This window comes from Sphingomonas sp. SORGH_AS_0438 (assembly GCF_031453475.1).
GTDB lineage: Bacteria > Pseudomonadota > Alphaproteobacteria > Sphingomonadales > Sphingomonadaceae > Sphingomonas.
Genome location: NZ_JAVIZS010000001.1, coordinates 3,597,032 through 3,609,374, shown reverse-complemented (window position 1 = coordinate 3,609,374; position 12,343 = coordinate 3,597,032). Strand labels below are relative to the sequence as shown.

The 12,343-nt window shown below is 70.0% G+C and carries 12 protein-coding genes; 2 read left to right on the top strand and 10 right to left on the bottom strand.

Features of this window, described 5'->3' with window-relative positions; all coding sequences use genetic code 11:
- Window positions 1-2: 2 nt before the first annotated feature.
- Complete coding sequence (locus QE452_RS17025) at window positions 3-1,019, top strand: cupin-like domain-containing protein (RefSeq protein ID WP_309659118.1); 1,017 nt, start codon at window positions 3-5, stop codon at window positions 1,017-1,019.
- A gap of 39 nt (window positions 1,020-1,058) precedes the next feature.
- On the opposite strand, the gene dapD is transcribed toward QE452_RS17025, so the two are convergent.
- Window positions 1,059-1,883 (bottom strand): 2,3,4,5-tetrahydropyridine-2,6-dicarboxylate N-succinyltransferase, encoded by an 825-nt coding sequence (gene dapD, locus QE452_RS17020; RefSeq protein WP_309659119.1) that lies wholly within the window; start codon window positions 1,881-1,883, stop codon window positions 1,059-1,061.
- Window positions 1,880-2,545 (bottom strand): pyrimidine 5'-nucleotidase, encoded by a 666-nt coding sequence (locus QE452_RS17015; protein ID WP_309659120.1) that lies wholly within the window; start codon window positions 2,543-2,545, stop codon window positions 1,880-1,882. The genes dapD and QE452_RS17015 overlap by 4 nt, the downstream gene beginning before the upstream one ends.
- Before the next feature lie 128 nt (window positions 2,546-2,673).
- On the opposite strand from QE452_RS17015, the gene QE452_RS17010 reads away from it, so the two are divergent.
- Window positions 2,674-5,001, top strand: a complete 2,328-nt coding sequence (locus tag QE452_RS17010; protein ID WP_309659121.1) for a S8 family peptidase — start codon at window positions 2,674-2,676, stop codon at window positions 4,999-5,001.
- Here QE452_RS17010 and QE452_RS17005 read toward each other — a convergent pair.
- The 8 genes from QE452_RS17005 to QE452_RS16970 all read right to left on the bottom strand — a co-directional run bounded on the left by QE452_RS17005 (window position 4,983) and on the right by QE452_RS16970 (window position 12,341).
- Window positions 4,983-5,417 carry an NUDIX domain-containing protein gene (locus QE452_RS17005; RefSeq protein ID WP_309659122.1) on the bottom strand — a complete coding sequence of 145 codons (435 nt, stop codon included), beginning with the start codon at window positions 5,415-5,417 and terminating at the stop codon, window positions 4,983-4,985. The genes QE452_RS17010 and QE452_RS17005 overlap by 19 nt on opposite strands.
- Before the next feature lie 85 nt (window positions 5,418-5,502).
- On the bottom strand, window positions 5,503-6,261 hold the full coding sequence (locus QE452_RS17000; RefSeq protein ID WP_309659123.1) for a FliA/WhiG family RNA polymerase sigma factor: 759 nt from the start codon (window positions 6,259-6,261) through the stop codon (window positions 5,503-5,505).
- Window positions 6,258-8,327 carry a flagellar biosynthesis protein FlhA gene (gene flhA, locus QE452_RS16995; protein WP_309659124.1) on the bottom strand — a complete coding sequence of 690 codons (2,070 nt, stop codon included), beginning with the start codon at window positions 8,325-8,327 and terminating at the stop codon, window positions 6,258-6,260. Before flhA ends, QE452_RS17000 begins: the two co-directional genes overlap by 4 nt.
- A gap of 1 nt (window position 8,328) precedes the next feature.
- Window positions 8,329-9,177 carry a lytic transglycosylase domain-containing protein gene (locus QE452_RS16990; protein ID WP_309659125.1) on the bottom strand — a complete coding sequence of 283 codons (849 nt, stop codon included), beginning with the start codon at window positions 9,175-9,177 and terminating at the stop codon, window positions 8,329-8,331.
- 236 nt (window positions 9,178-9,413) lie between these two features.
- The gene (locus tag QE452_RS16985) at window positions 9,414-9,938 is read right to left on the bottom strand and encodes a hypothetical protein (RefSeq protein ID WP_241214964.1); all 525 of its coding nucleotides are present in this window, start codon (window positions 9,936-9,938) and stop codon (window positions 9,414-9,416) included.
- Window positions 9,939-9,949: 11 nt separating this feature from the next.
- A complete protein-coding gene (locus QE452_RS16980; protein ID WP_125995777.1) occupies window positions 9,950-10,483 on the bottom strand; it encodes a demethoxyubiquinone hydroxylase family protein in 534 nt (177 codons plus the stop codon).
- A complete protein-coding gene (locus QE452_RS16975) occupies window positions 10,480-10,968 on the bottom strand; it encodes a disulfide bond formation protein B (RefSeq protein ID WP_309659126.1) in 489 nt (162 codons plus the stop codon). The genes QE452_RS16980 and QE452_RS16975 overlap by 4 nt, the downstream gene beginning before the upstream one ends.
- A complete protein-coding gene (locus QE452_RS16970; RefSeq protein WP_309659127.1) occupies window positions 10,965-12,341 on the bottom strand; it encodes a S41 family peptidase in 1,377 nt (458 codons plus the stop codon). The genes QE452_RS16975 and QE452_RS16970 overlap by 4 nt, the downstream gene beginning before the upstream one ends.
- Between the last annotated feature and the right edge of the window lie 2 nt (window positions 12,342-12,343).

Sequence of the window (12,343 nt, the reverse complement as noted above, 5' to 3'; positions counted from 1 at the left end):
CCATGTCCCTCCCCGCTCCCGCACCGCTGCCCGAATATCACGGCGTCGACCGCGCCCGCTTCGAGGCCGAGATCCACCCCGCCGGCCGGCCCGCGATCCTGCGCGGGGTCGGTGCGGGCTGGCCGGCGGTGCAGGCGGCGGCGCAGTCGGACGAGGCGATCATCGCCTATCTCAAGCGGTTCAGCCATGCCGAACCAGTCGGCGCGGTGGTCGGGCCGCCGGAGATCGAGGGCCGGTTCTTCTACACGCCCGACCTGTCCGCCTTGAACTTCACGCGCGGCCAGTCGCCGCTCGGGCCGTTCCTCGACCGGCTGCTGCGCGACCGGGCGGCGGAGCGGCCCTATGCGATGGCGGTCCAGTCGGTGCCGCTGCCCGAATTGCTGCCCGGCTTCACCGCCGAACAGTCGACCGACCTGGTCGATGCCGATGTCGTCCCGCGCCTGTGGCTGGGCAATGCGATCCGCGTCGCGCCGCATTACGACCTGGCGGAGAATATCGGCGTGGTGGTCGCCGGCCGCCGCCGCTTCACCCTGTTCCCGCCCGACCAGCTCGCCAATCTCTATATGGGGCCACTGGAGCTGACCCCGGCGGGCACGCCGGTCAGCATGGTCGACCCCGCCGCGCCCGACCTGGACCGCTATCCCCGCTTCGCCGAGGCGATGGCGGTGGCGGAAAGCGGGGTGCTGGCGCCGGGCGATGCGATCTACATCCCCTTCCACTGGTGGCACGCGGTCGACTCGCTCGACCCGGTCAGCATCTTCATGAACTATTGGTGGAACCCCGCGCCCAAGGCGATGGGCAGCCCCTACCATGCGCTGCTGCTGTCGCTGTTCGCGCTGCGCACCCTGCCCGACGACCAGCGGGCGGCGTGGCGGCTGATGTTCGACCATCTGGTGTTCCGCACCGGCGGCGATCCGGTCGCGCACCTGCCGTTATCGGCGCAGGGGGTGCTGGGCCCGGTCGATGCCGACATGGCCGAACGGATGCGCGCGACCCTGCTCCAGAATCTGGGACGCTGAGCAATCGGGCTCCTGTTCGCGCAGGAGCCCGATACGGAATCAGTCGCGCAGCAGGTCGTTGACGCTGGTCTTGGAGCGGGTCTGCGCATCGACGCGCTTGACGATCACCGCGCAATAGAGCGCCGGCTTGCCGTCGCCGCCGCCCAGCGAGCCGGGCACCACGACGCTGTAGGGCGGCACATGGCCGCGGAAGATCTCGCCCGTCTCACGGTCGACGATCTTGGTCGACGCGCCCAGATAGACGCCCATCGACAGGACCGCGCCCTCGCCGACGCGCACGCCCTCCGCCACCTCGGCGCGGGCGCCGATGAACGCCCCGTCCTCGATGATGACCGGATCGGCCTGAAGCGGCTCCAGCACGCCGCCAATCCCGGCCCCGCCCGACAGATGGACGTTGCGGCCGATCTGCGCGCAGCTGCCCACCGTCGCCCAGGTGTCGACCATCGTGCCCTCGCCGACATGCGCGCCGATATTGACGAAGCTGGGCATCAGGATCGCGCTCTTGCCGATGAACGCGCCGCGTCGCACCACCGACCCCGGCACCGCGCGGAAGCCGGCCTGGCGGAAGGCCGCCTCGTCCCAGCCGCTGAACTTGGACGGCACCTTGTCGAACCAGTGGCCGGCCCCCGGTCCATTGTCGATCAGGCTGTTGTCGTTCAGGCGGAAGGACAGCAGCACCGCCTTCTTCAGCCACTGGTTGACGCGCCAGCCGCCCTCGCCGTCCGGCTCGGCCACCCGCGCCGTGCCGGCATCCAGCATCGCCAGCGCCTGTTCCACCGCCTCGCGCACCGCGCCGCCGGTGGTGAAGCCCAGCTCGGCCCGGTTGTCCCAGGCGGTGTCGATGGTGGTGGACAGGTCGTTCATGGCGTCTCCAGGATCTGTTCGAGCCACGGCGCGAGCGCGTGGATGTGGAAATCGATATAGCTGCGATCGGCGTCGGGGGCCTGTTCGGACCCGTTGTCGACCCAGACGGTGGTCATGCCGATCGCCTTGGCCGGCTTCAGGTTGCGGGCCATGTCCTCGACGAACAGGCTTTCCCGCGGGTCGAGGTCGAAGGCGGCGCACAGACCGGCATAGGCCTCGGGCTGCGGCTTGGGGCGGAGGTCCATCGCGTGGATGTCGTGCACCGCCTCGAAACTGCCGCCCAGGCCCAGCCGCTCCAGCACCTTGAGCGCATATGGCCCGTCGCCATTGGTGAAGACCAGCTTGCGCCCCGGCAGGCGGGCAAGGGCCGCGACCAGCGGCGCGTCCGCCTGCAACACGTCCATCTCGATATCGTGGACATAGGCGAGAAAGGCGTGCGGATCGACCTGATGCTCGGCCATCAGCCCGGCCAGCGTCGTGCCATGGCCGATGAAATAGGCCTTTTGGATGCGATGCGCCTCGACCAGGTCGACCGACAGCAGCTCGGCGATGAACGCGGTCATCCGCCGGTCGATATGCGCGAACAGATCGGCGCTCGCCGGATAGAGCGTATTGTCGAGGTCGAAGATCCAGTTGCGGACATGGGAAAGCCGGTCGATCATCGCGGCGGGTCTGTAGGCAAGGCCAGCGTCCGGAGCAAGCGCCAGGACCGTACCGGCCCTGCTTGGATCGGACACACAAATGCTGTAGCGGCGATCCCTTGACGCGAAGGCGCGGGGGCGGTCGGCGGATGGGGTTGAATCAGGCAGGATCGCGCCGCTCGGCCCGCATCGCGCGGCTCGGCCTGTCGTCCGTCCCGTGCCTGATGCTGGCGGCCTGTGGCGGGGCGGGCGGTTCGTCGCCGGTGGTGACGCCGCCGCCGATCATCACCCCCGTGCCCAGCCCGACCCCGTCGCCCGGTCCCTCGCCCAGCCCCTCGCCCACCCCCAGCAGCTACGACACGAGCGAATATCGCGCGACCGTGGGCGCGGTGTCGATGAACGCGCTGGCGGCCTATACCAGGGGCGCGACCGGGGCCGGCGTGGGCGTCGCGGTGATCGACACCGGCATCGACACGCGCAGCGACCAGTTCGCCGGGCGCATCGCCGCCAGCTCCGCCTCGGTGTCGGGCACCGACGGCATTGCCGACCAGAGCGGCCATGGCACCGCCGTCGCCTTCACTATCGCCGGGCGACGCGACGGTCAGGGGACGCAAGGGGTGGCGTTCGATTCGTCGCTGATCGTGCTGCGCGCTGACCGGCCGGGCAGTTGCGCTGCCGGGGCCGGCGCCAATGGCGACAGCGGCTGCAAATTCGCCACCGACGCGATCGCGCGCGGTGTCGATGCGGCGCGGATGGCCGGCGCCCGCGTCATCAACATCTCGCTCGGCGGATCGGACATGCCCGCCAATCTCCAGGCGGCGATCGCGCGCGCCACCGCCGCCGGCATCGTGCTGGTCATGGCCGCGGGCAATGACGGCGCGGCCAATCCGGATGCGTTCAGCGCCATCGCCAACAATGCGGCGGTCGCACGCAACCAGGTCATCATCGCCGGTTGGGTCGATTCGCGCGACCAGATCGCCGAGCGCAGCAACCGCGCCGGCAGCGCCGCCGCCCATTATCTGAGCGCGATGGGATCGAACGTGCGCGCGCCCGACCAGAATGGGATTGATTACCTCTGGTCCGGCACCTCCTTCGCCGCGCCGCAGATTTCCGGCGCGGTGGCGCTGCTGGCCCAGGCCTTTCCCAATCTCAGCGGCGCGCAGATCGTCGAGCTGCTGTTCCGCACCGCGCGCGATGCCGGCGCGGCGGGGGTCGACGGCATCTATGGCCAGGGCGTGCTGGACCTGACCCGCGCCTTCCAGCCGGTCGGCACCAGTTCGGTCGCGGGCAGCACCGCCGCCGTCTCGCTCACCGCCAACGGCACGCTGTCCGCGGTGATGGGCGACGCCGCGCAGACCGGATTGGGGGCGGTGATCCTGGACGGCTATAGCCGCGCCTTCGCGATCGACCTGGCGCGGACCCTGGCCCATGCCCGGCCGCAGCCGGCGCTGGCCAACGCCCTGGGCCTGGGCGGCCGGTCGGTGGCGGTGGCGCGGGGCGCGACCAGCCTGTCGATGACGCTGTCGGCGCGGGCGTCCGGCGACGCGATCCTGCAACGCAGCGCCCTGTCGGCCGGCGACGCGTCGCGCGCGCGGGTGCTCGCCGGGCTGGTGACGCAGCGGATGGGGCCGGACCTGAGCGTCGGGCTCGGCTTCGCGCAGGGGGCGCAGGCGGTCACCACCAGCCTGACCGGCATGGGCGAGCCCGGCTTCCTGATCGCGGGCTCGACGCTGCCCGGAATCGATGGCAGCGCGCGCCAGAGCGCGGCGGTTCGCCAGCGGCTGGGCGGCTGGGGGGTGACCGGCGCGATCGAGTCCGGGCGGATGCTGGCGCCCGGCACGCTCCCATGGGCCGAGGGCGACCGTGCCGGAATGGGCGGCTACGACCGCGCCCTGTTCGCGCTCGACCGCCGGTTCGGCGCGCTGGCGACGATGATCACCGCCACACGGCTGCACGAGGACGACACGATCCTGGGCGCGCGGCTGGGTCCGGGGCTCGGCGCGACGCGGGCGACGAGCTGGTTCGGCGAGGCGAGCGCGCGGGTCGACGCGGGCGGCGGCTGGTCGCTGGGGGGCCGCTGGCGCCAGGGCTGGACGATCGCGGCGGTGCGCGGTGGGATGCGCGGCGGCGGGCATATCCGCACCACCGCCTTCGCCGCCGATCTGGGCAAGGACGGCGTGTTCGGCGGCGATTCCTTCGGCCTGCGCATCGCGCAGCCGCTGCGCGTCGCCGGGGGCGGCGTCGATCTGGCGCTGCCGACCGGCTATGACTATGCGCGCGACGCGGTGACCGACTGGACGGTGCAGCGGCTCAACATGGCCCCGCGCGGGCGCGAGCTGGACGTGGAGGCGCGCTACGCGGTCGGCCTGGGGATAGGGTGGTTGGAGGCCAATGCCTTCCACCGCCGCGATCCCGGCCATATCGCCGCATTGCCCGCCGATACCGGCGTCGCGCTGCGCTATGGGTTCGGCTTCTGATCCGACGGTCCGCCGGCGCGGCGGGCCAGGGCGGCGATCGCGGTGCGGGTCGGCGTGGTCAGCGATGCGGGCAGCGCGTCCAGCGCGAACCAGCCGATCGCGGCATGTTTGCCCGGCTCGCGATTGACCGGCTCGCCCTGGTAGCGATCGACCCGATAGACCGGTGACAACCAGTGCATGCCTGTCGCCCGGTCGATCTGATCGACGACGCAAAGCAGGTCGACCGGGTCGATCGCGATCCCCACCTCCTCGGCGATCTCGCGGCGCACCGCGTCGGCGGCAGGTTCGAACAGGTCGACCTTGCCGCCGGGCAGGCCCCAACACCCCGCCTCCGGGTCGGTCCGGCGTTGCACCAGCAGCAACCGGCCGTCGACGACGATCGCGGCGCCACAGCCCAGGCGAGGTTCGTTCTGCATGGCAGCGTCCCTGCCCACCGGAACGGTCGGCGGCAAGGGAGCCTGTGCAAAGCACCCATGCGCCTGCCTGCGCAGGTGCTCAGGATTACCGCATCGCCTTCTTCAGCCGCGCATGGGCCGATGCCTTGATCTGACAGATTCGCGCCGCGCCGACGCCCAGCACCAGCCCGATCTCCTCCAGATTCAGTTCCTCGACATAATAGAGCTGGATCACCTGCGCCTCGCGTTCGGGCAAGGTGGTGATCGCGGCGATCAGCCGGTCGCGCGTCTGCCCGTCCGACAGTTGCGCGAAGGCGTCCGGCGTATCGTCGGCGAACCAGGGCAGGTCGTCGGCATAGACCTCGTCGATCGAATCGAACCGCACCGCATCGGCGGTCGCATAGTCGGCGCGCAGCCGCTCGACCGACACGCCGATCCGTGCCGCCACCGCCGCTTCCTCGGGGGGGCGGCCGGTCGGATCGGTCAGCGCCGCCACGGCCTGCGCATAGTGCCGCCGCCGCTTCATCGCGCCGCGCGTCGTCGTCGCCTGGCGGCGGAGTTCGTCGATCATCGCGCCGCGCAGCCGCGTCGCGCAATATTGCCGGAAGCTGACCAGCCCGCGATCCTCGAACGTCGCCGCCGCCTCGACCAGCGCGATCAGGCCGACCTGCACCAGATCCTCGACCTCGACGATCGTCGACATCGATCCGTGCACATGCCAAGCGATACGGCGGACCAGCGGCAGATGCTCGCGCACCAGCCGGTCGCGGTCGTCGCCCGGCCGCCGCTTGGGCGCATAGGTAAGCGGCTGCCCGTCCAGCGCCTGCGCATTCGCGAAGGCCTGGCGCATCGGCTCCGCGCTCATGCCGCCAGCGCCTGGGGCTGGGGCGCGCCGATGATCGCGACGACCTCGACCGCCTTGTCCTCGGGCACCTCGAAGAAGGACAGGACCGGCGTGTCGGGCAGGCAGGTGCGGATCAGCTTGCGGATGGCGACGCGGATCGTCGGCTGCACGACCAGCGCGAAGGGCTTGGCCTCGGCGATCAGCGGCTGCGCCGCCTGGGTCAGCGCGTCGACGATGCGGCGGCCGAGATCGGGTTCGATGACATGGCGGCGGGATGCGTCGGCGCGCATCGCCTGGCCCAGCAAGGCTTCCAAATGTCCCTCCAGCGTCATGACGCGCAGCGGCTCGCGCACGCCGCAGAGCTTCTGGATGATGAGCGGTCCGAGCGCGGGGCGGATCAGCTCGACCAGCTCCTCGGGATCGTTGCTGCGCTGCGCCGCCGTGGCGATCGCCGAGGCGATGCGGCGGAATTCGCGCAACGAGATGTTCTCGGCGAGCAGGCCCTTCAGCACCTGGGTCAGGGCGGTCAGCGATACCGGCTGCGGGCAGAGCGCGGCGACGAGCTGGCCGGCGCGATCCTTCAGCCCGTCGAGCAGCGCCTGCACCTCGTCCGGCCCCAGCAGGTCGGCGGCATGGGTGCCCAGCACATGGTTGAGGTGCGTCGCCATCACCGTGCCGGGATCGACCACCAGATAGCCCGCGCCCGTCGCCGCATCGGCATCGCCCGATGCGATCCAGGTGGCGTCCAGGCCGAAGGTCGGGTCCTTGGCGGGCTTGCCCTGGAGCAGGCCGACCGCCTGGCCGGTGTCCAGCGCCAGCATCTCGTCCGGCGACACCTGGTCCTCGCCGACGACGACGCCATTGACCAGGATGCGGTAATGATAGGGCGACAGGTTGATGTCGTCGCGCACCCGGCATTGCGGCACGACGAAGCCCAGTTCCTTGGACAGCTGTCGCCGCACGCCGGTGATCCGGCCCATCAGCGGCGCGCCGCGCCGTTCGTCGACCAGCGGCACCAGGCCGTAGCCGATGTCGATATGCACCTGCATCCCGTCGCTCACCTCGTCCCAGCCGATCCGCGACGGATCGACGGGGGCGGCGGCGGCGGGCATCGGTACGGCGACCGGGCGGCGCTCGATCTGACGCAGCTTCCACGCGGCGAAGCCGGCGATGGCGGCGGCGGGCAGCAGCACCAGATGTGGCATCCCCGGCAGCACGCCGAGCAGTGCCAGGATCGCCGCCACCGGCGTCCAGGTCCGCGCGCTGCCGAACTGCGATCCGATCTGGCCGGCCAGGTCCTTGTCCGACGCGACGCGGGTGACGATCGCGGCAGCGGCGATCGACAGCATCAGCGACGGCAGCTGCGCGACCAGCGCGTCGCCGATCGCCAGCAGGATGTAGTTATGCGCGGCATCGCCGATCGACATGCCGTGGCTGACCGGGCCCAGGATCAGGCCGCCGACGACATTCGCCGCCAGGATCATCAGCGCGGCGATCGCGTCGCCCTTCACGAACTTGGACGAACCGTCCATCGATCCGTAGAAATCCGCCTCGGTCGCCACCTCGACGCGGCGCGTCTTGGCCTCGTCGGGGGTGATGAGGCCGGCATTGAGGTCGGCGTCGATCGCCATCTGCTTGCCCGGCAGGGCGTCGAGCGTGAACCGCGCCGACACCTCGGACACGCGGCCCGCGCCCTTGGTCACCACGATCAGGTTGATGATCATCAGGATCGCGAAGACGAACAGGCCGACCACATAGTCGCCGCCGATCAGGAAGGTGCCGAACGCCTCGATCACATGGCCCGCCGCGCCCTCGCCCTCATGTCCGTGGACCAGCACGATCCGGGTCGAGGCGACGTTGAGGCCGAGGCGGAACAGCGTCGCGAACAGGAGGACGGTCGGGAAGGCGCTGAAATCGAGCGGCTTCTGCGCGTTGAGCGCGACCATCAGCACCGCCAGGCTGATCGCGATGTTGGCGACGAAGAAGATGTCGAGCAGCGCCGCCGGGATCGGCACCACCATGACCAGCACGAGCAGCAGGATGGCGAGCGGCAAGGCGCTGCCGCGTGCGGTGGCGAGCAGCTTCATCTCAGCCTCCCATCCGGGCGAGCATCATATAGGCGAGGCGCGCATGATCGGGGCGCGGGCGGAGCAGGCTGTCGCCGGCCGTCGCCCCCTTGCCGTTCAGCTGCCCCAGGGTCGACCGCGCCCAGGACAGCGCGCTGTCGGCGGTCTCGTTCGCGCCGGTGACGACGGTGGTGTCGTCGCCCATCGCCAGCGCCTGTGCGGCGAAGGCGAGGTTGGCGCTGCGCGTTTCGCCGACGCTGTCGCCCCCCGCGCCCAGCTTGTCGGCGAAGCGCTGGTAGATGGCCGACAGCGAGCGCGGCCGGCCGCCATCGTCGTAGAAGACGCTGCGATTGGTGCGCGCCGCGCCGGGGAACAGGCTGGCGCCGCTGGCCTGCGGATCGGCCTGCATCGCCGACAGGAACTTGTTCGCGCCGCCCAGCCCCAGGAAATGCGCCATGTACAGGTCGGTGCCGTTGGCGGCGCGACCCAGATTGCCCTCCAGCGCCGCCTTGTTGTCGGAGGCATGTTCGGCCGCCATCAGGCTGGCGGCGGCGGGGTCGTTGCGCAGCGCCAGGATCGCCTGCCGCGTCGCGCCGTCAGCGACGCTGTAGCGGCCGCCCGACGTGCCGATCGCATCGGCCGCCCAGCCCAGCCCATGTTCCGCGCCATGTTTCTTGACCACGGCCAGCCAGCTCGATTCGATGAACTGGTAGAGGCCCGAGGCGGAGGAGGAGCCGGCGCGGGCGGATGCATTCAGCCCGCTCTCGACCTTGGCCTGGCCGAGCAGATAGTCGAAATCGATGCCGGTCGCATTGGCGGCATAGGCGATCGCCTGCTGGATACGGCCGGACTGGACTGGATGGACGCTCACGTCGAATCGATACCCCTGTTCGGGGATCGATCAGCAAGAGCCGTGCCAGATGTCGGCGATGCCTTGTACGGGATGTGGCAGCGGGCCGGTCACCGATGGTCAGGCGGCAAGGGCGGCAACGCTTTGCCGGCCTTGCCGGTGAAGCTTGTCGATGGTGCTACCGTTATTTGCGAGGCCTATTACCATCCCGGTGAAAGCCCGGCCCCTGCCGCAATCCTGTCGGGAAGGCGCGCCCCTCAGGGTACGCGGCGGTTCTCCGCCGCATTGGCTTCGTTCACCGCCCGCGTCTCGCGCACGCGCTGCGCGAAACAGCCCGAGCCGCCGCCCGCACCGACGGTCGAGCAGCTGCCGATGCTGTTGACGCCGACGCCGTCGCTCAGCACGCCCTGCGCACGCGCCGCCCAGCTGCGATTTTCCGGCGTGACCTCGAAGTTCCGGACTTCCTTGGGGATGCGGAACTGTTCCTCGGGACTGCGCCGCTCGCAGACGACGATCTCGTCGCCCGCCGCATTGGTCGGGCATTTCTCGTTGCCGTAGAGGATCAGCACGCCGTTGACCGGCGCGCCGCGACCGACACCCGCCTGCGTCGTCACCTTGCGCGGCCGCTCCAGACCGGGCAGCGCCGCCCGGGGTTCGGCATCCAGCTCGGTCGGGCGGTTGACCGGTCCGCTCGACGCGGAGGCCGGCGGCGTCGTCTGCGCGACCGCCTGTCCCGCCAGCATCAGTCCGGGCGCGAGCAGCGCCAGCATCATGGTCCTCATCGCATCCACTCCTAAATGCGCTTGGCGGTCGCGATCGCGACCTTGCACCCCAATCGGATCAGCCCGGACAGGACCGGATAGCCGAAGGTGTTCTCCGCCCCCGCCGCCAGGGCATGGTCGCGATGCTCCAGTTCCTCGGCCTGGAACTCGACGATCGCCTCGGACAGTTCGGGGTCCGTGTCGCCCAGTTCGGCGAGCTGCTGCGAATAATGTTTGTCGATCTCGGTCTCGACCGCGGCGGTGCAGGCCATGGCCGCATCCGGTCCCAGCGCCGCCGTCGCCGCGCCCAGCGCGAAGCCCGCCACCTTCCAGATTGGCTGGAGCAGGGTCGGGCGCACGCCGCGCTCGACGATCATCCGGTCGAAAAAGGCGCGGTGCCGCTCTTCCTGCGCCGCCATATGGTGGATCGCGCGCGCGGCGGGATGCCGGTCGCCCAGCACCGCCAGCTGCCCGGCATAGATGCGGATCGCACCGAACTCCCCGGCCTGATCCACCCGGATCATCGCCTCGGTCGCCTCATGGCGGTCACCCGGTTTCCAGCTCATCGCGCTCTCCTCACGAGGCTCAAGATGGTGATCGCACCGCCCAACGAGAAGATGGCGTTGAAACCGGCCAGGGAAATGCCAAACAGGGTCCATTGCGCCTGGTCGCAGCGCACCATCGGCGCCTTCATGATCGCCGCCAGCCGGTCCGCGGCGCTGCCGCCGCTGGCACTGACGGTCGAGGTGCAGGCGGTGAATCCCTGCCACCAATGATATTCGACACCGGCATGGGCGACGCCGATCAGGCCCGACAGCGCAATCGCCAGCGCCGCCAGCACCACCATCGGTCGCCGCAGGCTCGGCTGCACCAGCCCGATCCCCGCCAGCACCACCGCGGCATAATGCGGCCAGCGCTGCCAATGGCACATCTCGCACGGGTACAGCCCGCCGATCAGCTGCGATCCCCAGGCCCCGACCAGCAGCGCCGCGGGCAACAGCAATGCGAGCCAATTCGCCCGATACCAGCGATGCGCGCTATGTCCGATCACTTGGTGCCGGTCTTCGTAACGGAGGTCTTGGCATCGCCGGCCGGCGGCGTGACGCGGGTGGCGGCGGCGACCTGCGCCGGGCCGCCCAGCCGCGCGATCGTCTTCAGCGCATATTGCAGCTGGAAATCCTTCACGCCGTCCTTCTTCAGCTGGTCGGCGGTGGCGGTGAAGCGGGGATCGTCCTTGGTATCCTCCTCCAGCACCGCATTGTCCGCCTTCACCTCGTTGATCAGGTGGCGGCGCAGGTCGGCCTCGCGGAACACCGGGCGGACCTTGTAGTCGGGGTCGCTGAGCTGCGGCACCCGGATATCGGGCTCGATCCCGCCCTCCTGCACCGAACGGCCGGACGGCGTGTAATAGCGCGCCGTGGTCAGCCGCAGCGCCGTCTCCGGCCCCAGCGGCAGCAGCGTCTGCACCGATCCCTTGCCGAACGAGCGCTCGCCCATCACCAGCGCGCGGTGATGATCCTGGAGCGCGCCGGCGACGATCTCGGAGGCGGAGGCGGTGCCGGGGTTGATCAGCACCACCACGGGCAGGCCATGCGCGTCATCGCCGGGCTTGGCGAAATAGCGTTCGATGTCGGCCTTCTCACGCCCGCGCTGCGACACGATCTCGCCATGGTCCAGGAACGCGTCGGACACGGCGATCGCCTGGGTCAGCAGGCCGCCGCCATTGTCGCGCAGGTCGACGACATAGCCCAGCGGGCGATGGCCCAGCGCCTTGTCGATCGCCATGATCGCGGCGCGCGTGTCCGCGCCCGTCGCCTCCGAGAAGGTGTTGATGTTGATATAGCCGACATCGCCACGCACTTCCCACTTCACCGGCTTCTGCGTGATGACCTCGCGCATCATCGACACTTCGATCGGCTTGGTCGTGCCGGGGCGCACCAGCGTCAACGCGATCTTGGTGCCCGGCTTGCCGCGCATCAGGCCGATCGCCTCGTCCAGCGAGTCGCCATAGATCAGCTTGCCGTCGATATGGGTGATGTAGTCGCCGGACTTCACCCCGGCGCGCGCGGCGGGCGTATCCTCCTGCGGCGCGATCACCTTGACCGCGCCATCCTCCATCGACACCGTCAGGCCCAGGCCGCCGTAATTGCCGTCGGTCATGATCTTCAGGTTCTGGAAATCGAGCGCATCGACATAGCTGCTATGCGGGTCGAGCGAGGTCAGCATCCCCTGGATCGCGCCGTTGATCAGCGTCTTGTCGTCGACCTTGTCGACATAGTCCGCCTTCACGCGGTTGAACACGTCGATGAACCGCTCGAACTCGCCATAATTGCCCGAATCCGCCGCGGCCATCGCCGCCGTCGCCAGCGGGATAGCCGATAGCGCGGCCACGATCGAGGTGGCAGTCAGAAGCGAACGACGCATGG

Coding starts and splice junctions, on each gene's coding strand:
- QE452_RS16980 (WP_125995777.1), bottom strand. CDS start 10,483: ATGAGCTGGAAACCGGGTGACCGCCATGAGGCGACCGAGGCGATGATC.
- QE452_RS17010 (WP_309659121.1), top strand. CDS start 2,674: ATGGGGTTGAATCAGGCAGGATCGCGCCGCTCGGCCCGCATCGCGCGG.
- QE452_RS17005 (WP_309659122.1), bottom strand. CDS start 5,417: ATGCAGAACGAACCTCGCCTGGGCTGTGGCGCCGCGATCGTCGTCGAC.
- flhA (WP_309659124.1), bottom strand. CDS start 8,327: ATGAAGCTGCTCGCCACCGCACGCGGCAGCGCCTTGCCGCTCGCCATC.
- QE452_RS16985 (WP_241214964.1), bottom strand. CDS start 9,938: ATGAGGACCATGATGCTGGCGCTGCTCGCGCCCGGACTGATGCTGGCG.
- QE452_RS17025 (WP_309659118.1), top strand. CDS start 3: ATGTCCCTCCCCGCTCCCGCACCGCTGCCCGAATATCACGGCGTCGAC.
- QE452_RS17000 (WP_309659123.1), bottom strand. CDS start 6,261: ATGAGCGCGGAGCCGATGCGCCAGGCCTTCGCGAATGCGCAGGCGCTG.
- dapD (WP_309659119.1), bottom strand. CDS start 1,883: ATGAACGACCTGTCCACCACCATCGACACCGCCTGGGACAACCGGGCC.
- QE452_RS17015 (WP_309659120.1), bottom strand. CDS start 2,545: ATGATCGACCGGCTTTCCCATGTCCGCAACTGGATCTTCGACCTCGAC.
- QE452_RS16970 (WP_309659127.1), bottom strand. CDS start 12,341: ATGCGTCGTTCGCTTCTGACTGCCACCTCGATCGTGGCCGCGCTATCG.